Raw genomic sequence first — 23,438 nt, 5'->3', positions numbered from 1 at the left:
CGGTCTCACTCCACCCGGGTGAAGTCGGCGACCCAGTTGGTCTCCCACGTCGTGCCGCTGTCGGCGGAGAACTCCTGCTCCCAGCGGCACGACGAGTCGGTGATCCCCGACCAGATGTAGTGGACCCGGATCGGCGTGCCCTCGTGGACGTCGTCGCACCCGAAGACGCCGCGGCCGTCGTCGCCGAACCGGCCGACCACCGGCGGCAGCGAGATTCCGGTGCGGCTGTTGACCCAGTACAGCGACCAGGTGTCGCTCGTCGCGTCGTACAGCCGCAGCGTCACGCCGCTGAAGCCCTGTGTCGGAAAGGTGACCTCGTCGATGTTTCCGGCGCGGTCGAGCAGGCTCCAGCACCTCGTGTGGCCGGGGAACTCGTACCACTCGTCCGGGCCGGCGGGGCTGCCGGCGAGGATCTTCCGCCGGCGGCGCTGGGTCGAGGTCCAGGTGCCGACGAAGAAGTCGAAGTTGTTGTTGACCGTGGCGTTCGTGAGCATGGGCCGGACGCTACGGCCGGACCCCTGACAGATCGTGTCAGCGAAATAATTTTGCCTACGCAACGATCCGGCGCTCCCAGCCGACCGAACCTCATACGACTTCGAGGTGAGGAGTGTCTGATGCGCAGATCGCGCGTCGCGTTGTTCTCGGTCGGCCTGCTGGCGGCGGCTGTGGCGGCTGTTCCCGACAGGGCGTCCGCCGAGGATACGGTCGAGGTTCCCGGCCTGCGCGGGGCCGGGTCGATCGTCCGGGACGTCGACGGGGTGCCGCACCTCCGGGCGACCGACCCGTACGACCTGTTCTACCTCCAGGGCTGGGTGCACGCCGACGACCGGCTGTTCCAGATGGACGTGAGTCGCCGCACCGCGTCCGGCACGCTGGCCGAACTGCTCGGCGAGTCGGCCCTGCCCGGTGACGTCCAGATGCGCACGATCGGCCTGCGCCGCGCCGCCGAACGCGGCCTGCCGGCCCAGTCGCCCGAGACGCAGGGCGCGCTGCGGGCGTACGCCGACGGGGTGAACGCGTTCGTCGCCCGGCACGACCTGCCCGGGCAGTACCGGTCGCTGAAACTGTCCACAGTGGACCCGTGGACGCCGGTCGACAGCCTGGCGGTCATCAAGCTGATCGCGTTCGGGCTGTCGTTCGACCTCGACATCGACCGCACGCTCATCGCACAGGCCTACCGGACGGCGGGCGCGAAGGCCGGATTCGACGGCGCGGCAGCGGTGCGCGAGGACCTGTTCCGCGTCGAGCCGTTCACCCCGGCGGCCACCGTTCCCGACGCCATCGGCCGGCACCCCCGGAACGCCACGTCCGCCGGAACCGCCGCCGCTGCCGCTCCCACGGAGATTCCCGCGTCGGCGTTGGCGCTCGCGGCCGACTACCAGCGCCGCGTCGAGCAGGTGCCGGTGATCGCCGACGCGCTCGACCGCGAGGTCCACCACGGTTCGAACTCGTGGGTCGTCGGCGGCCGGCACACGGCGACCGGACGGCCGATCCTGGCCAGCGACCCGCACCTGGCGGCGGAGGCGCCGTCGGTCGCGTACCCGATCGGGTTGCACGGCGCCGGTTTCGAGACCGCGGGCGACGGGTTCCCGGGCAGCCCGTTCGTCGTCCTCGGCCACAACCGCGACGTCGTCTGGGGCGCCACGATGAACCCGATGGACGTCACGGACACGTTCGTCGAGCAGCTCCGCACCGATCCCGCGTCGCCCAGCGGACTGTCCACCGTGTACCAGGGGCGGCTGGAGCACGTGCAGGCGATCGACGAGACGTTCCGCGTCAACACCCGCACCGGCGCGGTCGCCGTCGTTCCGCCGGGCGGCGCGATCCCCGCGCGGACGCTCGTGGTGCCCCGCCGCAACAACGGCCCGCTGCTGACGATGGACCCGGCGGCCGGAACCGCGTTGTCGGTGCAGTACACCGGGTTCTCGGCCACCCGCGAACTGGACGCGTTCCGGCTCATCGACACCGCCCGCGACGTCGACGACTTCCGTAACGCGTTGCGCTTCTTCGACGTCGGCTCGCAGAACTTCACCTACGCCGACGCGCGCGGCCACATCGCCCATTTCACCAGCGGCGAGCAGCCGTTGCGGGAGGACCTGCAGGCCGGCGCCGTGCGCGGAAACCCGCCGTTCCAGCTGCGCGACGGCACCGGCGGCAACGAATGGCTGCCGCTCACCAACCGGCGGCCGGCGGACCAGGCGGTGCCGTTCCAGGTGCTGCCGTTCACCGAGATGCCGCAGGTGGTCGACCCGCCCACCGGCGTCATCGTGACCGCGAACAACGATCCGGCCGGCAACACGCTGGACAACGACCTGCTGAACCAGTTCCGGCCCGGCGGCGGCATCTTCTACCTCGGTGTCGTCTACGACGGCCAGCGGGCCGGCCGGGTCACCGACCTGCTCCGGACGGCCACCGCGCACGGCGCCGGCCGGGTCACCGTCGAGGACGTGAAGAACCAGCAGGCCGACACGACCCTGCTCGACGCGCAGTTCTTCACGCCGTACCTCACCGCGGCCCTCGACGGTGCCCGCGACCCTGCCCGCGCCAGCAGGACGCCGGAACTCGCCGCGCTCGCGGCCGACCGGCGCGTCATCGAGGCGGTCGGCCGGCTGGCCCGGTGGCGGTACACGACGCCGACCGGCATCCCGGAGGGGTACGACGCCGCCGACCGGGACGGCCGGCTCGACCCGCCGACGCGGCAGGAGGTCGACGAGAGCATCGCCGCCACGCTCTACACCCTGTGGCGGGGCCGGACGTTCCGGACCGTCATCGACGCGCCGCTGAACCGGATCTCGCCGGACCTGCCCGTCCCCAACGACCGGGACTCGTTCAAGACCCTGAAGAAGCTCCTGGCCGACTTCGACAAGCGCCAGGGCGTCGGCGCCTCGGGCATCGACTTCTTCGCGCTCCCCGGCGTCGCGGACCCCGCCGACCGCCGCGACGTGCTGCTGCTGCGCGGCATGGCGGAGTCGCTCGACCTGCTCGCCGGAGACCGGTTCGCCACCGCGTTCGGCCGCGCGACCGACCAGGACGCGTACCGGTGGGGCCGGCTGCACCGCGTGACGTTCGCGTCGCCGCTCGGTGCCCCGTACTCGGTGCCCTCGGTCGGCAACCCGGTGCGGTCACCGCTGCCCGGGTTGGCCGGGCTGCCGGTCGACGGCGGCCTGTACACGGTCGACGTCGCGAACTTCAACTCGCGCGCCGACAACGCCGACGGGTTCGTCATGCGGTTCGCACCGGCCCGCCGGTTCGTGGCCCAGCCGGCGGCGGTCGGCATGCGGGCGGAGTCGTCGCTGCCGGGCGGCGTCAGCGAGGAAATCGGTGACCGGTGGTCCGGCAACCTGCTGGGCCGCTACCTGACCAACGACACCTATCCCGTGCGGCTGCCGCCGACGTCAGTTCTCACGTGGGAGCCGGTACACCGAGACGTGCGACGGTGACTCTGCCCCGAACTCGGACCCGGACCAGTCGGCGTGCCGGGTCTCCAGGTCGAACCCGGCCAGTTGGCCCATCAGGTCCAGTTCGGCCGGCCAGACGTAGCGGTGCGGCGAGCGGAACAGTTCGGCAGTCCCCGTGTCGTCGAACCGGAAGTGGTGCGACACGAGGTGCTGGCGCAGCACGTCGTAGGTGTCGAGCCCGATGTAGCCGGGCCGCGACCCGACCACCACGGCGCTCTGCCCGGGCGTGAGCTTCCGGAGTTCCGGCACCTCCAACTCGACGACGAACCTGCCGCCGGGGAGGAGGTGCCGGGCCGCGTTGCGGAAGCACGCGACCTGCTCGCGCTGGGTGAGCAGGTTGGAGATCGTGTTGAAGACGAGGTACACCAGCGTGTACCGCCCGGGTGCGGTGGCGGTGGCCATGTCGCCGGCTACCACCGGGATCGTGCTCTCGTCGGCCTTGGTGCGGAGCTGGGCGAGCATCGCCTCCGACAGCTCGATGCCGGTGACCGGCACGCCCCGCTCGGCGAGCGGAACCGCGACCCGCCCGGTTCCGATCGCGAACTCCAGTGCCCGCCCGCCCTCGGCGAGCGCGGCGAGCCGGTCGACGGCGGGGCCGAGCACCTCCGGCGCGAACATCCCGGTGCCGGGGGTGTCGTACCGCCGCGCCGCGCGCTCGTCCCAGATCTCGTCCTGTCTCATCGGGGCAGCCTTCCCGAGCGGCGGCCGCGCGTCGATCCAATTTATATGTACGCTCGTACGCATGGAGAACGACGGCCGGTGTGGATGGCGTCGCCCATCAGCGTCACCGGCACCGTGTCCCACGGGGGCACCGGTTGCGCGGTGCGCATCGTGGTGGTGTGCACGCTGCCGGGGCCGCCGCGGCAGCACGACGAGCGGAACCGGGTGCTGGCCGAGCTGCTGGGCGCGGGGGCCCGGACACGGTCATCCGCCCGCCGCTGTACGTCGACTACGGCGGCCACCTCCGCGTCGGCGCCCGCACGTTCGCGAACTACGGCCTGGTCGCGCTCGACGTCGCCCCGATCACCATCGGCGACGACGTGCAGATCGGCACGAACGTCCAGCTGCTCACGCCGACCCACCCGGTGGATCCCGAGCTCCGGCGGGCGAAGTGGGAGGCCGCCCGGCCCATCGTCATCGGCGACAACGTGTGGCTGGGCAGCGGCGCGATCGTGCTGGCCGGCGTGACGATCGGCGCGAACACGGTGGTCGGCGCGGGCGCCGTGGTCACCCGGGACCTGCCCGCGAACGTGGTCGCGGTCGGGAACCCGGCCCGCGTCGTGCGCGAGATCCCGGTGCCCGGCTGACGAGCAGTTGCGGGGTCTCCGTCATAGTTGGCCGCCGATGTCGCGGATCCGTCCGTAACCGTCGAGGTTCACCAGCACGGTCGACCCGTCGGGGTGCCGGCCGGTCACGGATCCGGCTGCGGCGTCGACCTGCCATCCCTGCTGCGCGAGAAAGCTCTCGACGACCGTGCGATGGTCGACGTCGTACGCCTGGATGACCTGCCCCAGCACCGACAGCACCCGTTCCGGCCGCGCCGGCGCGAGCACCTGTGCCGGGACGTCCTCGAGCTGGAAGAACAACGCGCCACCGGGATACGGCCCGCGGTAGTAGCAGCGTCCGGTCAGGCCGGAGGCCAGCAGTGAGAGTTGGTGGCCGTCGGCCCGGTCGAGCCGGAACGTCGGCTCCGTCAGCTCCGCCGGACCGGTTTGCCGTCCGTGTTCCCGGAGCCCGTCGGCGGCATGGAGCAGCGCCGGCGGCAGAGCGCTCCCGGTGTTCGCCCAGGCCCACAACCAGGTGCCGTCGTCCTCGCTCTCGGTGCCCAGCAACTGGACCCGGAACCTGAGGTCGGTGCCGAACGTCGCTGTGCCCGTACCGATGTCGAGCGACCAGCCCCGGTCGCCGAGCAGGTCGCCGAGTGCGAGCTGGCGGGCCAACGCGGTGGCGACGTGTCGGGCGAACACATCCTGAAACCCTTGCACGTAAGCACCTTCCACTCGACGACCTCTCGCAGGCTACGCCATCCGCGGAAGCGGTCCCGTTGGCCGGATCCGGCCGTTGGCCGATTCAGGCCGCCCGCGAACCGGCCACGGCGCTCCGGCGGCCCTTAGCGTCGGTCTCCGGTATCGACCGATCGGAGACAAGCAATGCGTGGGCAAACGGTGCACGACGGCGTGCCGGCACCGCAACGACGACATCGGGGACGCTCATCGCGTGCACGTCACCGCGGTCTGATCGTTCTGTTCGCCCTGCTGCTCGTCCTTACCGGCGAGCCGCTCGCCCTGCTGCCGCCGGGGAACCCGCGGAGCCGGCCGGCGGGAGCCGCCGACCAGGCGCCGCGGCAGGCCACCGGTTCGGCGACCGGATCCGGCCACCGTACCGGGGCGGCGGACACCCGGGCACCGGTCGCGGCATCGGCGCGCCGCACCGCGCGGCCCGCGGGCGCCGTCGCCGACGAGGTGGCGGTGCCGGCCCGCGTCGTCGGCGACCCGCAGGCGGCACGGACGGTTCCGACCGCGGTCACGCGCCAGCCCATGCCCGCGAGCTTCGACGAACGGCACAGCCGGGAACTGGCGGATCAACGCGACGCGCGGACCACGGTGTTCGCCAACCCCGACGGCACCCGCACGCTGCGGATGTACACCGACCCCGTCAACGTCGAACTGCCCGACGGCACCTGGCAACCGATCGAGACGCGCCTGGAGCCGGACGGGGACGTGCTGCGACCGGTCCGCGTGCCGTACCGGCTCGCGATCGCCCGCGGGTCGGCGGGTGCCCCGCTGGTCGAGATGGGCACCGGTGCCGACCAGTCCGTCGGCATCGGTGTCGACGGTGGTGCCGCTGTCCGGTCCACTGTGGACGGTGACACGGCGACGTTCGCCGGCATCCGGCCGGGAACCGACCTGCGGGTGACGGCGACCCGGTCCGGTGCCCGGCAGCAGGTACTCCTGCGGTCGGCGTCGGCCGGTGGCGCTCTGGCGCTGCCGCTCTCGTTGCGCGGGGTGGCGGCCGAGGCGACGCCGGACGGCGGCATCAACCTGGTCGGCGCCGACGGCACGGTGCGGATGGTCGTCCCACCACTGTCCATTGTGGACGCCGCCGGCGCCGTCGCACCCGGGGCGGGGCAACGGATCGACGTCGGCCCGACCGGGGCGGTGGTGCTGCGCGTCGTGGCCGACCCGGCGTGGCTCCAGGACCCGGCCCGGGCCTTCCCGGTGGCGGCCGAGATGGTGATCCAGGCCGGCGCCACCACGATCGGCGTCGACAGCGACGACACGTTCGTCATGCCCGGATACGGCGAACAGTCCAGTGCGCTGGACCTGCAGGTCGGGTCGCTCGACGGCAGCGGGGCCGCCGGGCGGGCCTACTTCCACTTCGGACAGTTGGCCACCCGGCTGCAGAACCAGTACGTCAACGGTGCCTCGCTGGTGGTGTTCAACTCGTGGGCGGCGTCGTGCGTGCCGGCGCCCGCAACGCTGTTCGAGGTCGCGGCGCCCTGGGCCGGCAGGTCGATGCTGTGGCCCGGCGCGCCGGTGAACAAGGCGTACGACACCCGGTCCTTCGCGCACCGCGGCAGCGGCGGGTCGTGCCCGGCCGGCTGGGAGCCGTTCAGCGTCAACGCCGACGACGCGACCCGGTGGACGCACGGCGCGCCGTTCCACGGGCTGAGCCTTCGCGCGTCGAACGAGCGGGACGCGGCCGGCTACAAGCGGTTCGCCGCCGCCGGATCGGCCAACCCGCCGCACCTCGACGTGACGTACGCGCCGGAGGGCGCGTCGTACGAGGCCGACGAGTTGCTGCAACCGACGAACAACACACCGGGGCGCGTCCGGGTCCGCACCACCAACCTCGGGTCGTCGCCGTGGCCGGCCGGCGGGGGATACCGGCTCGGCCTCACCGTCAAGCGCGCCGGCCAGGTGGTGGCCACGTCCGCGTGGATCGCCCCGCCGACCGCCATCGCACCGATGGGCACCGGCACCATCGACGTGCCGATCCCGCCGCTGCCGCCCGACGAGTACAGCCTCGAACTGACGATGGTCGACCCGCAGGGCCGCGACTTCAACACCACGTACGGCGTGCCCAAGGGCACCGCGCCCATGAAGGTCACGAACGTCGCACCGGCGGTGAACTACGAGCAGCCCGGCACCGGAGCCGCGGTGGCGTCGATCGCACCGACGCTCTACGCCGAGGGCGTCAACCCCGACAACTGGCCGGCGAACGCCACGCTCAAGTACGACTTCAAGCTCTGTGCGGGCAGCGCCGAGGCGCCGGTCGACTGCCACGAGTCCGGTTGGACCGGGCAGACCTGGACGCCGCCGGCCGGGTCACTGCGCTGGTCGACGACGTACCACTGGTGGGTGCGGGCGCACGACGGCGGCGATCCGGGTCCCTACACAGGGCCGCTGCAGTTGCGCACCCAGGTGCCGCAGCCGGAGATCACCGCCCGCCTGGCCGGCAGCCCCGACTCCGTGCAGGCGCCCGGACTCGACCCGAACATCGGCAACTACTCCACCACGGTGACCGACGCGTCGGTGCCGACGGTGGGCCCGGATCTCACGATCGTGCGTACGTACAACAGCCTCGACCCGCGCCGGGACAGCGCGTTCGGCATCGGCTGGGCGTCGCGGGTGGACACGCGCCTGTCGCGTGACATCGACACGTCCGGCAGCGTCGTGGTGACGCTCGCGACCGGACGGCAGGTGCGCTACGGCCGTAACCCCGACGGCACGTACGCCGCGCCGCCGGGGCAGGCGCTCACGCTCACCTACGACTCGGCGACCGGCCGGTGGACCCAGCGCGACGCCAGCGGCAGTCGCTGGGTCTTCGACGTCCTCGGCCGGCTCGTCACGGTCGTCGATCCGTACGGGCTGACCGAGACGCTGCGCCACGACGCCGACGACCACGTCGTGGAGATCCGCAACGACACCAGCGGTCGCCGGCTCACCCTGACGTGGGACGGCGGACGCGTCGCCACGGTGCAGGCCAACGATGGTCCACTGTGGACGTACGGGTACGAGGGCTCGCGGCTGACCTCCGTCTGCGCCCCCGGCCCCGCTCCCAACTGCACCAGGTACACGTACGGCACCGGGTCGCACTACCGCAGCTCGGTCGTCGACGACGGTCCGCGGGCGTACTGGCGGTTCGGGGAGACGTCCGGCACGACCGCCGCCAGCGTCGTCGCCCGTGCCGCGGGTGCCGACGCCGGACGCTACGACGGCGTCGTGCTCGGCGGCGACGGGGCGATCGCCGGCACCACCGACAGGGCCGCCGTGTTCGACGGCGTGAGCAGCCGGGTCAGCCTGCCCGACAAGCTCACCACACAGTCGATGTCGCTGACGGCCGAGCTGTGGTTCAAGACGACGGGCGCCGGTGTGCTGATCAGCACGCAGAACGGGGGGCCGTTCCCGGCGGCGGCCACGGCGTGGAGCCCCGTGCTCTACGTCGGCACCGACGGCTATCTCTACGGCGGCTTCCCGGTGCCGAACCCGACCGGCCCGCGCCAGGCGGTCAGCAACGGGACGGTCGACGACGGCGCCTGGCACCACGCCGTCCTGTCCGCCGCGGTCGACACGCAGACCCTCTACGTCGACGGCGAGCCGCAGCGGGTGACGGCGTCCGGCCTGATCGACCACCGCGGCCAGCTCCACGTCACCGTCGGCGCCGGACATGCGAAGGACTGGCCGGCCACCGACGGCGACCGGTTCCACTTCGCCGGCAGCATCGACGAGCTGGCGCTGTACGAGCACGGCCTCGGGCCGCTCGCCGTGCGCCAGCACTTCGACGCCGCGCGCTCCATCGACCGCCTCACCGGCATCACGCTTCCCCAGGACGATCGCAGGTACGCCACGCTCACCTACGACGACGGCCTGGACCGCGTCCGTTCCCTGACCGACAACTGGAACCGGACCTGGCGCCTCGACCCGCCGACCCGGGACCAGGCGACCCGGACCGTCGTGATGCACGGCCCGTATCCCGACTGGACGTACACCTTCGACGCCGACCGGGGCGGCCGGATCGTGAGCCAGGCGCACGACGGCGCGGTGCAGCGGTACGGATACAACGCCGCCGGCTACCTGTCGTCCGTCGTGGACGCCAACGGTCGCGAGGCCCGGTTCACCACCGACGAGCGCGGCAATACGCTGTCGACGACGACGTGTCGCACGGCAGGCTCCTGCAACACCGCGTACGCCACCTACTTCCACAACGCGGCGGACCCGCTCGATCCCCGCAACGACAGGGTCACCAGCCGGTCCGACGCCCGCTCCAGCGGACCCGACGACACCCGGTACCGCATCGGCTACGACTACGATCCGGCCGGCCGGCCGGCGCGGACCACGTACCCCGTTCCGGCCGGGGTGGCCGCCCCGCCGACGGAGACGTGGCGGTACGCCACCGGTACGGAGGCGGCCGAGGGCGGCGGCACGGTGCCGGCCGGGCTGCTGCTGACCGCGACCGGCCGGCGCGGCCAGACCACCGAGCACACCTACACGCGCACCGGCGACCTGGCCGGCTCCGTGTCACCGACCGGGCTACGGACCCGCTACGCCTACGACGGGCTCGGCAGGGTCCGCGAGGTCACCACCGCGAACAGCGGCGGAGCGGTGTTCGGCAGCACCGTCACCACCTGGACCGAACGGTCCCAGGTGGACAGTGTGACCGAACCGGCGGTGACCAACCCGGTGACCGGCACGCGTCACCAGCGGGTCACCCGCTACAGCTACGACGGCAACGGCAACAGCACCGGCGTCACGGTCTCCGACACCACGCCGGCGGCCGACGGCGGCGACCCGCCGCGCACCACGACGTTCGGGTACGACGCGCACGACCGGCTCGCCCGTACGACCTATCCGGACGGCCGGAGCGAGACCCGTGCCTACAGCGCCGACGGTCTGCAGGTCGACACCACGGATCCGGCGGGCATCGTCTGGCACGACCGGTACGACGACGGGCGACGGTTGCTGACGCGCACCGTCGAGGGAGCCGGTGTCGATCCGCTGAACCCGGCCGCCACGATCCTGGCGCTGGAGTACCGCAGCTACGACCCGGCCGGGCAGCTCGCCACGGTCACCGACGCCATGGGCCGGCTCACCCGGTACACCTACTACGACGACGGGTTGCCGGCGACCGTCACCCGGGAGAACTACCAGGCACCCGACGGCACGGTGCGCGCCGTGCCGCTGCGCCGGGTCTCGTACGACCCCGCCGGCAACCCCACCGAGGTGGTGGAGGCCGGTGGCCGCACCGCGACCTACACCTACGACCCGGCCGGCCTGCCGCTGACCGAAACGCTCGATCCGAGCGGCGTCAACCGCGTCACCGGGTTCCTGCGCGACGCCGACGGCAACCCGACCCGGATCCGGCGGACCGGTGCGGCGCAACCGGACCGTGAGGAGATCACCTACCTCGGGTACGGCCCGGACGATCAGCGGACCCGCGAGGACGCCGTCCTGGGCGCGGGCGTGCAGGTGTCGACCGTGACGACGTACGACGAACGCGGCCTGCCGGTCGGCGTCCGCGACCGGAGCGGGCAGACGACGACGTTCGCCTACGACCCGACCGGCGCGGTGGTCTCGGCCACCGGGCCCGCCGTCGACGTGTGGCAGGGCGGCGTCCGCACGACCGGTGTGCGGCCCACGGCGGTCACCGGACGCAACACGTTCGGCGAACCGACGCACGAACGGGACCCGAACGGCGGCGTCACCGTCAACGGCTTCGACACCATGGGCCGGCCGGAGACGTTCACCCCGCCCACGTACACCCCGCCGGGCGGCGCGCCGCTGACGGCCACCACCCGGATCGGGTACGACGCGCTCGGCCGGCCCGAACGGGTCACCGACCCGCTGGGCCGGGTCACGACGTCGACCTACGACCCGCACGGCAACCTGCTGACCCGCACGCTGCCGGCCGTCGACGGCGCACCGTCGACGACGCGTTTCACCTGGACGCGCACCGGCGAGCCGCTGTCGACCACCACACCGGGCGGCGCACAGGTCCGATCGACGTACGACCAGTTGGGTCGGGAGGTGACCCGTACGCAGGTCGAGCGGGTGCCCGTGCTCGCCTACTACATCACCCGGATCGAGTACGAGGACGGCGGGCAGCCCGTCCGGGTCATCAGCCCGCTGGGCAACGTCACCGCGTCCACCTACAACGGCCTCGGCGAACAGACCGGCGTCACCGACGCGACCGGCCGGACCGCGACCTTCGGGTACGACATCGCCGGCCGGACGAGATCGATGCGTGACCCCGGCGGCCTGGAGACCGTCATCGCGTACGACCCGCTCGGCCGGCCCGTCGAGATCGCCGACCGCAAGGGCGACACCCTGCTGCGGTCGTCAACCGTCGAGTACGACGCCGGCGGCCGGCCGATCGCGGAGACGAGCCCGCAGGGCCGCCGGACCACCTCCGGTTACGACGCCGCCGGGCGGATGACGAGCCGCACCGCGACCGTCGACGCGTCGCACACGATCACGATCGGGCTCGGCTACGACGCGGCCGGCAACCGGACCCGGTACGTCGACGGCAACGGTCACGCCACCGACTACACGTACACCGCCTGGGGCCTACCGGAGTCCACTGTGGAGCCCGCGACGGCCGCGCATCCGGGGGCCGCCGAGCGGACGTGGACCACCGGCTACGACGCCGCCGGCCAGGCGGTGGAGGAGCTGCTGCCCGGCGGTGTGCGCCGGACCCGTCAGTTCGACGCGCAGGGGCGGCCGACCCTCGAACGTGGCACCGGTGCGGAGGCCGGCACCGCCGACCGCCGGCTCGGCTACGACCCGGACGGGCGGCTCACCACGGTCGGTGGACCCGCCGGCGACACCACCTACCGCTTCGACGACCGGGGCCAGCTCGTCGAGTCGACCGGCGCGGGCGGGGCCGCCACCTACGGGTACACCGGCGAGGGCAACCTGGAGTGGCGCCGCGACGCGGCCGGAACGACCACCTTCACGTACGACCCCGTCGGCCGTCCCGCGTCGATGAGCGACCCGGTGACCGGCCGCACGGTCGACTACGGGTACACGACCGGCGGCCTGCTCGGCACGGTCACCGACCGGTCCTCGACCAGGGTGCGCCGCGTGATCGGGCACGACGATCTCGGCCGGGTCAGCAGCGACACGGTCGAACAGCGCATCGACTCCGGCGTGCCGGCCCGCGTGCTGCACGGCACCACCTACGGCTACGACCTCGACGGTCACGTCACGACCCGTACGCAGACCCAGCAGGGGACGAGCGCGACACAGGCGTACGGCTACGACGGCGCCGGCCGGCTGACCTCGTGGACCGCCCCGGACGCGCGGGTGACGGCGTACGGGTGGGACGACGCCGGCAACCGGACGCGGGCCGGGCCGACGACGTTCACCTACGACGAGCGCGACCGGCTGCTGGGCGACGGCGTCAACCGGTACACCTACTCGGCGCGCGGGACGCTCGGCCGCGTCGGGCCGGCGGGCACGGGTCCGGCCGTGGGTGCCGACAGCCGCGTGACCCGGTTCGACGCGTTCGAGCGGCTCGTGGCCGACGGGCCGACCGAATACACCTATGACGGCCTCGACCGGCAGGCCACCCGCGGCGGCGACGCGTTCCGCTACGACGGCCAGGGCAACAGCGTCGTCAGCGACGGCCGCCGGGTCATCAGCCGTGACGTCGACGGCGCCCCGTTCGCCGACCGCGCCACGGGTGCCGCGAGCGGTCACCTGCTCTACGCCGACGAGCACGGCGACGTCACCGGTCGCTACCTGTCCGCGTCGGTCACCGGCACGCGCACCTTCGACCCGTTCGGCACACCCACCGGCTCGTCGGGGGAGACCAGCTCCCTCGGGTACCAGAGCGGCTGGACCGATCCCGACACCGGCTCGGTCAACATGGCCGCCCGGTGGTACAGCCCGGCCACCGGCGGGTTCCTGAGCCGGGACACGTGGACCCTGGAGCCGGCGCCGACGGGCGACGGCAACCGGTACGCCTACGGTGCCGGCGATCCGGTCGGTGCCACCGATCCCGACGGGCACCGCCCGTGCGGCGTTCGCCGGCCCTGCGTGGTCAAGCCGAAGGGCGGCCCCCGCCAGCCCATGCCGGGCGGCAAGCCTGCCGGTCCGCAAAGCGGCGGCAGTGGATCCAAGCCGGGCACCTCCAACCGCGCCGGCAACGCCGGGAGGGAGGCGAGCAGGTGGGGGTGGTGGCCGTGGATCGGTCCGTCCCGCGACACCGACGTCGACGCGGACAGCGGCTACGCGCGCCGGATCGGGCCGTCCGCGTCCAACAGCTTCTCCGGTGAGGGCGGCGGGAACAGCTTCAGCGGCGTCGGCGGCGGCGACAGCCTGAACCAGGGCGGCGGGGCCGGTTCGCGGAACCGGTTCGAGACGCGTCCGGAAGCCCGGCCGCTGCCCGGCTGGCTCCCGCCTCTGGTCAAGCCGGTACTCCCGCCGGCGCCGGCCGACACCATCACGCCGCGGGAACCCGCCGTCCGGATCCTGACCGGCTCGACGAACGTGGTCGATCCCGGCCCGCAGCAGACCATCGACGCCCTCAACACCACCGTCGCCCCGGCGGACGACGACGAGGACACGGCCACCACCCCGGTGGGGACGCTGTCGATGCTGGGCGTGCTGTGGATCGTCGAGGCCGGCAAGGCGGGGAGGAACTGGCGGCTGAGCGTCTACGACGGCTCGTCCGACCCGGAACAGAGCGTCTACGCCGGCCGGCGGTCGGGGTGCCTGAACGGCACCTGGTCGGGGGATCCGATCCGCTACATGCCGCTGGAGAGGTCGATCGCCGGTGGACCGGGACGCGCCACCGGTGCCGAGGCCTGCTACCAGGGAGCGATCCCGCCCACCGGGACGAAGGCGGGTTCGTACGACCCGCCCGGCTTCGTCGGCAGTAAAGGCATAGCCCGTGGTCACCTCATCGGCAGGGAACTCGGGGGGAATGGGTCGGATCCGCGGAACCTCGTTCCGCTCTGGCAGAACCAGGTCAACTCCAGCTCGATGTACCACGGTGTGGAGAAGCAGGTCCACGACAAGGTCGTCAGCGGCGAGACGGTCTACTACCGGGTCGAGCCCGTCTACGACGGCCCGAACCCGTTCCCCCGGCTGCTGAAGATCGTCGTCGCCACCAACGAGGGAACGCTCGTCTTCATCATCGAGAACAAGAAATGAGGACCCTGTGAGAATCTCCTGGCGCGCCGTCGTCGCGGCGGTTGCCGCATCCGTCGTCGCCGCGTCGGCCGGCGCGCTGGTCGGCGGCGTACTGCTTCCGTCCGTCGCCGGTGCCGAACCGCGGCCGCAGCCGGACGGTCCGGCCGCCTACGTCGTGCCGGGAGTGCCGCGGGGGCTCGACGCCGGCCTGTTGCCGGTCGCGGGACGCGGCCCGGCGGCGTCCCGTACCGCGCCACCGGCCGCCGACCGGACCGGGCGGATCTGGTCCTATGTGGACGGTCCGGATCCGGCGGCCGTCCGGGCGGCGGTCGTGCGTGCCGGCGGCGCCGTCGCCGCCGTGCGTGGATCGACGGTGCGCGCCGCCGTACCGGCGACCGCGCTGATCGGGCTGGCACGGGACCCGGCGGTCACCGAGGTCCGGCGGCCCGACCGCGCCGTCCCGCTGGCGGTGACGTCGGAGGGTGTCGCCGCCTCCGGCGCGGACAGGTGGATCCGCGACGGAAAGACCGGCGCCGGCGTGAAGGTCGGCATCGTCGACGTCGGGTTCGCCGATCTGGCCGGCGCTCAGGCCGCCGGAGAACTGCCGGCGGGCGCCGCCCTGACCCTCCACGACACCGACTGCCCGGCGGACCAGAGTTCGCACGGAACCGCCGTGGCCGAGACCGTCCACGACGTCGCACCCGGTGCGGTCCTCTACCTGGCCTGCGCGCCGGACTCGATGACGTTCGCCGCCGCGGCGGAGTGGCTGCGGCAGCAGGGCGTGGCGATCATCCTGTCGGCGATCGGCTTCCCGGTGACCGGCCGCGGGGACGGCACCGGCGACGCCGGCACCCCCGCCGACGTCGTGCGGGCCGCCCGGCAGGCCGGCGTGCTGTGGGTGAACGCCGCCGGCAACGCCGCACAGCAGCACTGGACCGGCCCCGCGGTCGACGCGGACACCGACGGATTCATCGAGATGAGCGGAACCGCCGAGTCGAACGGGTTCTCGTTGCCGCCGGGCGGCGTCGCGGAGGTGTCCCTGCGGTGGGACGGCTGGCCCACCACCCGTCAGGACCTCGACCTGATCGTCATGAGCCGGCCGCAGCGGCCCACCGGGCCGGGCGACCCCCTGATCGCCGCGCTGTCCACCCGTGCCCAGGCCGGTAACCCGGCGGGCCTGTCGCCGACCGAGTCGGTGACGGTGGTCAACTCCAGCGGGTCGGTGCAGCAGTTCTGGACGTTCGTACCGGCCCTCGCCTCGTACCCCGGCACCCGGGCCGATCTGTTCGTGCAGGGTGACGCCGACAGCATCCAGTTCCCCGCGCCGGGCGGCAGCGTGCTCGAGCCGGCCACCTCCCCGTACGCGGTCGCCGTCGGTGCCACCGCACCCGGTAGCGGCCGGGTCGCCGCGTACAGCTCGCAGGGTCCGACCGTCGACGGCCGGCGCAAGCCCGACATCACCGGGTTCGACGCGATCAGCACGTCCACCTACGGTCCGGCCCCCGCGGGCGTGGGAACGTCGTTCGCCGCCGCACACGTCGCGGGCGCCGCCGCGCTGTTCAAGGGCGCGAACCCGGCGCTGGACGCCGCGGCCGTACAGACGCTGCTGGAGAGCCGCACCGCACCGTCCACATCGGACAACGTATGGGGGCACGGGACCCTCGCCCTCGGAGCGCCGACCGTACCGCAACCGGAGTCCGGCAGCGGCTACCAGCCGTTCGTGATGCCGAGCCGGCTGCTCGACTCCACCACCGCCGTCGGCGGCCACAACCGGGCGTTCACCGACGGCGAGACGTTCACCCTGCCCGTCGACGGCGTCCGCGGTGACACCACCGCCGTGGTGGTCACGGTGACCGCGTGGTCGGACAGCCGTACGCGCCTCGCGCTCGCCCGTGACTCCGACGGTCTCGCCGGTCTGTCCACTGTGGACCTCATGCCCGGTGAGAAGCGGTCGGTGACGGCCGTGGTGGCCCTCGGCTCCGACCGCGCCGTCCGGTTGCGCAACACCGGCGGCACCGCGAACGCCACCGTGGACCTGCTGGGCCAGTTCAGCCCGGCGGCTGCCGGCCTCTACACGCCGACCGACCAGCCGCGACCGATCATGGACACCCGGTCGGGTCTCGGTGGACGCACCACGGGGCTCGGCGCCGGTGACGTCCACACGCTGCCCGTGCGCGGCGTCGCCGGGATACCGGCGAACGCGACGGCCGTCCAGCTCAACGTCACCACCCGGGACGGCACCGACGCGAGCGGCGTCGCCGTGTACGCACAGGACCGGCCGGTTCCGTACACCACCGTGGAGTCGGCGCCGTACCGGGTCCGCAACAACCTCGTGGTCACGGCGATCGGTGAGGACGGCGCCGTGCGGATCCGCAACGACCGCGGCACCGTGCAGGTCGCGGTGGACCTGGTCGGCTGGTTCGCGCCCGGCAGCGGGGCGAGGTACGTGCCGCTTCCCCGCGCCGTCAAGGTTCTCGACACCGGCACCGGCACGGGCGTGCCGCAGCAGCCGCTCGGATCGGGCGGTGCCGTACGAACCCAGGTGACCGATGTCGCCGGGATTCCGCGCGGCGCCGGCGCCGTCGTCGTCTCGCTCACCGGCACCGGCGACGGCTGGACCTCGCTGTCGGCCGGGCCGGCCGAACTCGGCTGGTCCGGCCTGCCCACCGTCGACGGTCTGCGCAGCGGCGCGACCCAGACCGGCACGGCCGTGGTCCGCCTCGGCCGCACCGGCCAACTGCGCGTCCGCAACGACGCCGGAACCACCCAGGTGGCGGCGACGGTGGCCGGCTACTTCACCGGCGGTCCGGAACTGGCCGACGGCACCGGGTCCTGCGCCGTCGACGCCGAGGCCGGGTTCACCCCGCTCTACGACGGCCGCTCCCGGCAGAGCCGGTCCTGGCAGACCACCGGAACGGCCACAGTGGACGATGCCGGCTGCGAGTTCACCACAACCGGCCAGCCGGCGGTGCGTTGGTACGCGGCCGAACACCTGCCGGCGGACTACACGCTGCGGCTGGACTTCCGGGCCACCGGCCAGTCCGCCGACTCCGGCGTGTTCCTCGGGTTCCCCAACCCCGGCACCGACCCGTCCCGGCCGGGCGTGCGCGGCGTCGAGGTGCAGATCCGGCCGAGCGGTGCCGGCGGCGGCGCGACCGGGTCGCTGATCGAGATCTCCCCGGCCACCGCGTTCGCCGAACGGCCGGTCGGGGAGTGGAACGCCTACGAGATCACCGTCGCCGGCAAGCGGGTCACGGTGCGGCTCAACGGAGTGCTGGTCAACGACAGCGTCGTTCCGGAGGGTCGGCTGGTGGGCCCGGGCCACATCGGCGTGCAGGGCGCTCCGGCGGGCGGCGCCGTGACGTTCCGCAACGTCCGGGTGCGGGTCGACCGTCCCGCGGTGCGCACGGGCCTGCTCACCAACGGCGACAAGCGCTGCCTCGACGTCGAACGGTCCGACACCGCCGACGGCGCCCGGCTCGTGCTGTACGCCTGCCACGGCAACGCCAACCAGACGGTGACGCTGCCGGGCGACGGGACGATCCGCGTCCTGGGCAAGTGCGTCGACGCGCTCGGACCCATCAACAGCTTCGGTGTCCACGACGCGCACCTGTGGACGTGTCACGGTCTGGCCGCCCAGCAGTGGGTCGTCCAGCCCGGCGGGCTGCTGCTCAACCCGGCGACCAAACGCTGCCTCGACGCGCAGACCGACGCTGCGGCGCGGCTGCACGTCTACGACTGCCACGGTGCCGTGAACCAGCAGTGGAGCCTGCCGACGGCGCAGGCCGCCTGGGGCCCGGTCCTCGGCATCAACGCCCGCTGCATCGACCTCGACGGCTACGGGCGGGCGAACGGAACCGCGGTTCAACTGTGGGACTGCCACGACGAGTGGAACCAGGCGCTGACCGTCCCCGGCGACGGCACGCTGCGCGTCGGCGGCAAATGCCTCGACGGTGACGGAGCCGCCGCGGGTGACCCCGGCGACCGTCGGGTGAAGCTGTGGGACTGCAACGGCGAGCCGTTCCAACAGTTCGTCGCGCGTGCCGACGGCACGCTCTACTACCCGCTCACCAACCGGTGCCTGGACGCACCGTCGGGGGATCTCGGCGCGAAGCTGTACCTGCACGCCTGCAACGGTGGGGCGAACCAGCGGTTCAGCCTGCCGTCGATCGCGCCGGACGGCGCACTGCGCGGCAACGCGCCGGCGCGGCAGGTGGCGTGGTTGCCGATGAACGAGACGACGGGAGACACGGCGGTCGACGCCTCGGGAACGGGTCACCCGGCCACGCTGACCGGTGGCGCCACCTGGGGCCCCGGCAGGGTCGGCAATGCGCTGTCGTTGAACGGGACGACCGCGTCCGCCGCCACCGGTTCGCCGGTCGTGCAGACCACCCGGTCGTTCACGGTGTCGGTGTGGGCCCGCCCGTCGCGCACCGACAGCTGGTTCGGCGCGGTCGCGCAGGACGACACCCGGCACAGCGGTTTCGCGCTGGAGACCAGCCCGGGCACCGGTTGCTGGGAGTTCATCGCGTGGCCCGACCGCACCACCGACGCCGCCGTCGTCGCGCAGTCGACGTCGCCGGTGGTCGCCAACCAGTGGGTCCATCTCACCGCGGTGTACGACCAACCGAACGAGCAGATGCGGCTCTACGTCGACGGGCATCTGCAGGCCACGGTGACGGCGCCGCAGTTGCCGCAGGCGACCGGTCCGATGACGGTCGGACGGACGATGTGGGCGAGCAACCCGGCGAACTTCTTCCCCGGCCAGCTCGATGATGTGCGCGCCTTCGAGGGTGTGCTGCCCGACGCCGACATCCTCGCCCTCGCCCGGGCGGCCGGATAGCAGCCAGTTTCCGAGGGGGCGCGGGCGCCGCCGGGGTCGTACCCGGCGGCGCCCGTGTGGCCGGAAGCGGGCAATGGCCGGATCCGGCCATCGGCGTCGTGTTGTCGACGCCGGTGCCGGACGTAGGTTGTAGGCGGTTCTTTCCGGACGTCGACGGGGGTGGATGTATGCGGGGGCGGTTGGTGGTGCGCGGCTGGTTCGTCGCGGTCCTGGTGGGAGTGCTCGCGGCCGTGTTCGGCCCGGTGCCGGTCCGGTCGGCGGTCGCGGCCGAGCCGTCGGACTGCGCGGAGTCGACGCGGGTCTTCGGGGTCCGGCCGGCCGACGGGCACCTGATCGAGCTGGGCGTGTGCCTGAGCGCGCCGGCCTTCACGTCGGGTGTCGAGGTCGACGGGGGCGACTGGCACAGGCTCCGGCCGATGGCGTCCACAGTGGACGGTCAGGCGGCGGTGCTGTACTCGGTCTCGTCCGACGGTCACCTGGAGTGGCGTCGGCAGGAGGCGGCCGGCCAGCCGTTCGGCCCACCGTCGCCGCTGACCCTGCCGGACGTCGATCCGGCCGGAATCGGGTCGCTGGTCGTACCGCAACCGGGTTATCTGCACACGCAGACCGGCGCATCCGTGCGCACCTTCCGGCACACCGACTGGACCACCGGCGGCCCGGATCTGGTCGAGGTACAGCCGCTGCCCGTCGGCTCGACGATGTTGCCGCCGTTGGCGGCCGTGCGCTGGGGCTCGCACGCCGTGGTGAAGGTCGGCCCGGCGCAGGCCCCCACCGTCGTGCGGGTGTTCGCCGGTGCCCGGGGGATCGGCGGCGGGCGGCTGCCGGCCTCGGTACGGTTCATCGCGGGTGCCGACCCGTGGTTGTTCGGCCTCGACGCAGACGGCGCGATCGTGCTGCTGCGGCAGTCGCCCACCGGAGCCGCTGGCGGCTGCGAGAACTGTTACATCACGCCCTGGCAGCTCGCCGCCACGACCGCCGCGTTCGCCGACGGCCCGTTCAGCCGGGTCGTGGTGCCCGTCGACCACACCGGGTCTCCGACACCGACGCTGCGGTCCGCACCGCCGACCAACCTCTGCCACAAGACGGGGGTGTGTCCGTGGGAGTGGCTCTCGTACGACGTCTAGTCGACCCAGCCCTGGCGTACCGCGGCGACCGCGAGCGTCACCCGGTTGTTGACGTTGAGCGCCTCCTGCAACGCGCTGACGTGACGCCGCACCGTGCGTTCGCTGACGCCGAGATGCCGGGCGATCGCCCCGTCGGTCATCCCGGTCATGACGAGCCGCAGCACCTGATCCTGCTCCGGCGGGATCTTCGCGGACTCGTTGTCGACCGGCACGGCGCCGGCCCACAGCAACTCGAAGTACCGGCTGAGCGTGGCGACGATCACCGGTGCCCGGACGAGCAGGGCGCCTTCCATGCCGGTCGGGCCGAGCGGAACCAGCGCGGCCCGCTTGTCGACGAGAACCATCTTCATCGGCAGGTCCGGGTAGACCCGGCAGATCCACCCGGACCTGATCGAGGCCTGGAGCATCTCGCCCGCGCCGTCGAGTTCGAGGGCGGCGCGGCTGTAGATGTTCCGGAACCGCACGCCCCGCTCGACCAGTTCGGCCGGCAGCACCCGTGCGTTCTCGGGCTTCCGCGGCCGGCTCGAATGCTCGGTCTCCAGGCTGGCGACGTCGCTGTGCGCCGACAGGGCCAGCTCCACCGACAGCGCGCTCACCTCGGCGGGCTCGCTGACGATGCGCACCAGTTCGTTGATGTCGGCGGACGGATTCGCCGACGCCTCGTACGTCTGCTGCAGGACCTGCATCTCGTCGCGGAGCCGGAGCAGGTACTGGTACTGGTCCAGGAGTGCCCGCTGGCGCACCAGGATCGCGTTGTCGATCGCGCGGATCGGCTCCACCGGGATCAGTTTCGGCGTGCCGACGTGGCGCTCGCGGGCGAAGCCCTTGTCGATCAGCTCGCGACACTCGGCCGTCGTGCCGAGGTCCGGATGATCCTCGAGTGACAATCCACCGCTGACGATCAACTGCTCGTACAGTCTCGCCGCCGACTCCGATAGCACGCTGGTCAGACCTTTACGCATGTGCCTCCTTCGAACCGGCCATCAGGGTAGCGTTGCGCTGCATGACGGCCACCGCGGATCTCTACGACGAGCACGGCGCGGCGCTGGGGTCGTGCGACACGCAGTTCCGGCAGTACGGCAAGCGGCCGGCCTTTCACGGCCGGCTCGTCACCGTGCGTTGCCACCAGGACAATGCGTTGCTCAAGAGCGTCCTCTCGGAGCCCGGGCAGGGGCGGGTGCTGGTGGTCGACGGCGGTGGCTCGCTGCACACCGCGCTCATGGGCGACGTCATCGCCTCGCTCGCGCACGGCAACGGATGGGCCGGCGTCGTCATCAACGGGGCGGTGCGGGACGTGGCGACGTTGCGCACGATCGACCTCGGCATCAAGGCGCTCGGTTCGAACCCGCGCACCAGCGCCAAGACCGGTGCGGGGGAGCGCGACGTACCCGTGGAGTTCGGCGGCTGCGTGTTCCGGCCCGGCGCCACGGTCTACAGCGACGACGACGGAATCGTGGTCCTGGAGGATAAGGTCGACGGGTGAGTGACCACTTTGATCTGGTCGTGCTCGGCGCCGGTCCGGGCGGGTACGTGGCGGCGATCCGCGGTGCGCAACTGGGCATGAGCGTGGCGGTCGTCGAGGAACGGTACTGGGGCGGCGTCTGCCTGAACGTCGGGTGCATCCCGTCGAAGGCGTTGCTGCGCAACGCGGAGCTGGCCCACATCTTCCACCGCGAGGCGAAGACGTTCGGCATCTCGGGCGACGTCTCGTTCGACTTCGGCGTGGCGCACAAGCGCAGCCGCACGGTGGCCGACGGCCGGGTCAAGGGCGTCCACTACCTGATGAAGAAGAACAAGATCACCGAGATCGACGGCCGGGGGACGTTCACCGACGCCAACACGATCCACGTCGGCGACCGCACGGTGACGTTCGACCACTGCATCATCGCCGCCGGCGCCGCCACGCGGCTGCTGCCCGGCACCACGCTGTCGGAGCGGGTGGTCACGTACGAGGAGCAGATTCTCGACGACACCCTGCCGGAGAGCATCATCATCGTGGGCGCCGGCGCCATCGGGGTCGAGTTCGCCTACGTGCTGCACAACTACGGGGTCAAGGTCACGATCGTCGAGTTCCTCGACCGCATGCTGCCGCTGGAGGACGAGGAGGTCTCCGCCGAGCTGCGCCGGCAGTACCGGCGGCTGGGCGTCGACGTGCTCGTCGGCACGAAGGTCGAAAAGATCGAGGACGCGGGTGAGCAGGTCACCGTCACCGTCTCCAGCGGCGACAAGCGCTCGACGCTCACCGCCGCCAAGGTGCTGCAGGCGATCGGCTTCAAGCCGAACGTCGAGGGCTACGGCCTGGAGTCCACCGGCGTGCAACTCACGAAGGCCGGCGCCATCGACATCGACGACCACTGCCGCACGTCGGTGCCGCACATCTACGCGATCGGCGACGTCACCGCGAAGCTCATGCTGGCCCACGCCGCCGAGGCGATGGGCATCGTGGCCGCCGAGACGATCGCCGGCGCCGAGACGATGCCGCTCGACTACCCGATGATCCCGCGCGCGACCTACTGCCAGCCGCAGGTGGCGAGCTTCGGCTGGACCGAGGCGCAGGCCCGCGACAAGGGCTTCGACGTGAAGGTCGCGAAGTTCCCGTTCACCGCCAACGGCAAGGCCCACGGCCTCGGCGACGCCACCGGCTTCGTAAAGATCATCAGCGACGCGAAGTACGGCGAGCTCCTCGGCGCCCACCTCATCGGCCCCGACGTCACCGAGCTGCTGCCCGAGCTGACCCTCGCCCAGCAGTGGGACCTCACGGTCACCGAGGTCGCCCGCAACGTCCACGCCCACCCGACGCTGGGCGAGGCGGTCAAGGAGGCGATCCACGGCCTCGCCGGTCACATGATCAACTTCTGATCGGATACATCGACCG

The 23,438-nt window shown here is 72.6% G+C and carries 11 protein-coding genes; 7 read left to right on the top strand and 4 right to left on the bottom strand.

The window, feature by feature from the left end; genetic code table 11:
* Positions 1-5 precede the first annotated feature (5 nt).
* Positions 6-494 carry a hypothetical protein gene (locus Vau01_RS12165; RefSeq protein ID WP_203990850.1) on the bottom strand — a complete coding sequence of 163 codons (489 nt, stop codon included), beginning with the start codon at positions 492-494 and terminating at the stop codon, positions 6-8.
* 120 nt (positions 495-614) lie between these two features.
* Here Vau01_RS12165 and Vau01_RS12160 point away from each other — a divergent pair, with 120 nt between their 5' ends.
* The gene (locus tag Vau01_RS12160) at positions 615-3,440 is read left to right on the top strand and encodes a penicillin acylase family protein (protein WP_203990847.1); all 2,826 of its coding nucleotides are present in this window, start codon (positions 615-617) and stop codon (positions 3,438-3,440) included.
* Here the strand turns inward: Vau01_RS12160 and Vau01_RS12155 are convergent.
* Entirely contained in the window at positions 3,396-4,139 is a 744-nt protein-coding gene (locus Vau01_RS12155; protein ID WP_203990844.1) for a class I SAM-dependent methyltransferase, read from the bottom strand. The genes Vau01_RS12160 and Vau01_RS12155 overlap by 45 nt on opposite strands.
* Before the next feature lie 158 nt (positions 4,140-4,297).
* On the opposite strand from Vau01_RS12155, the gene Vau01_RS12150 reads away from it, so the two are divergent.
* Entirely contained in the window at positions 4,298-4,765 is a 468-nt protein-coding gene (locus Vau01_RS12150) for a sugar O-acetyltransferase (protein WP_239151514.1), read from the top strand.
* 21 nt (positions 4,766-4,786) lie between these two features.
* Here Vau01_RS12150 and Vau01_RS12145 read toward each other — a convergent pair whose 3' ends face one another.
* Complete coding sequence (locus Vau01_RS12145; protein ID WP_239151513.1) at positions 4,787-5,443, bottom strand: DUF6882 domain-containing protein; 657 nt, start codon at positions 5,441-5,443, stop codon at positions 4,787-4,789.
* 165 nt (positions 5,444-5,608) lie between these two features.
* Here Vau01_RS12145 and Vau01_RS12140 point away from each other — a divergent pair, with 165 nt between their 5' ends.
* The 3 genes from Vau01_RS12140 to Vau01_RS12130 all read left to right on the top strand — a co-directional run bounded on the left by Vau01_RS12140 (position 5,609) and on the right by Vau01_RS12130 (position 20,563).
* The gene (locus Vau01_RS12140; protein WP_203990835.1) at positions 5,609-14,617 is read left to right on the top strand and encodes an RHS repeat-associated core domain-containing protein; all 9,009 of its coding nucleotides are present in this window, start codon (positions 5,609-5,611) and stop codon (positions 14,615-14,617) included.
* A 7-nt stretch (positions 14,618-14,624) separates the two neighbouring features.
* Positions 14,625-19,439 (top strand): ricin-type beta-trefoil lectin domain protein, encoded by a 4,815-nt coding sequence (locus Vau01_RS12135; protein ID WP_203990832.1) that lies wholly within the window; start codon positions 14,625-14,627, stop codon positions 19,437-19,439.
* 167 nt (positions 19,440-19,606) lie between these two features.
* Positions 19,607-20,563 (top strand): hypothetical protein, encoded by a 957-nt coding sequence (locus Vau01_RS12130; protein ID WP_203990829.1) that lies wholly within the window; start codon positions 19,607-19,609, stop codon positions 20,561-20,563.
* On the opposite strand, the gene Vau01_RS12125 is transcribed toward Vau01_RS12130, so the two are convergent.
* Positions 20,560-21,525 (bottom strand): helix-turn-helix domain-containing protein, encoded by a 966-nt coding sequence (locus Vau01_RS12125; protein ID WP_203990827.1) that lies wholly within the window; start codon positions 21,523-21,525, stop codon positions 20,560-20,562. The genes Vau01_RS12130 and Vau01_RS12125 overlap by 4 nt on opposite strands.
* 41 nt (positions 21,526-21,566) lie before the next feature.
* Here Vau01_RS12125 and rraA point away from each other — a divergent pair, with 41 nt between their 5' ends.
* Positions 21,567-22,046 (top strand): ribonuclease E activity regulator RraA, encoded by a 480-nt coding sequence (rraA, locus tag Vau01_RS12120; protein ID WP_203990824.1) that lies wholly within the window; start codon positions 21,567-21,569, stop codon positions 22,044-22,046.
* The gene (gene lpdA / locus Vau01_RS12115) at positions 22,043-23,422 is read left to right on the top strand and encodes a dihydrolipoyl dehydrogenase (protein ID WP_203990821.1); all 1,380 of its coding nucleotides are present in this window, start codon (positions 22,043-22,045) and stop codon (positions 23,420-23,422) included. The genes rraA and lpdA overlap by 4 nt, the downstream gene beginning before the upstream one ends.
* Positions 23,423-23,438: the final 16 nt, after the last annotated feature.

The organism is Virgisporangium aurantiacum (assembly GCF_016863635.1).
GTDB classification, from domain to species: Bacteria; Actinomycetota; Actinomycetes; order Mycobacteriales; family Micromonosporaceae; genus Virgisporangium; species Virgisporangium aurantiacum.
This window is presented reverse-complemented; position numbering and strand designations above follow the sequence as displayed.

What these genes read in the sequence shown, in the direction of transcription:
- Vau01_RS12130 (WP_203990829.1), top strand. Translation starts at nt 19,607, where the DNA reads ATGCGGGGGCGGTTGGTGGTGCGCGGCTGGTTCGTCGCGGTCCTGGTG.
- Vau01_RS12160 (WP_203990847.1), top strand. Translation starts at nt 615, where the DNA reads ATGCGCAGATCGCGCGTCGCGTTGTTCTCGGTCGGCCTGCTGGCGGCG.
- Vau01_RS12155 (WP_203990844.1), bottom strand. Translation starts at nt 4,139, where the DNA reads ATGAGACAGGACGAGATCTGGGACGAGCGCGCGGCGCGGCGGTACGAC.
- rraA (WP_203990824.1), top strand. Translation starts at nt 21,567, where the DNA reads ATGACGGCCACCGCGGATCTCTACGACGAGCACGGCGCGGCGCTGGGG.
- Vau01_RS12125 (WP_203990827.1), bottom strand. Translation starts at nt 21,525, where the DNA reads ATGCGTAAAGGTCTGACCAGCGTGCTATCGGAGTCGGCGGCGAGACTG.
- Vau01_RS12165 (WP_203990850.1), bottom strand. Translation starts at nt 494, where the DNA reads ATGCTCACGAACGCCACGGTCAACAACAACTTCGACTTCTTCGTCGGC.
- Vau01_RS12140 (WP_203990835.1), top strand. Translation starts at nt 5,609, where the DNA reads ATGCGTGGGCAAACGGTGCACGACGGCGTGCCGGCACCGCAACGACGA.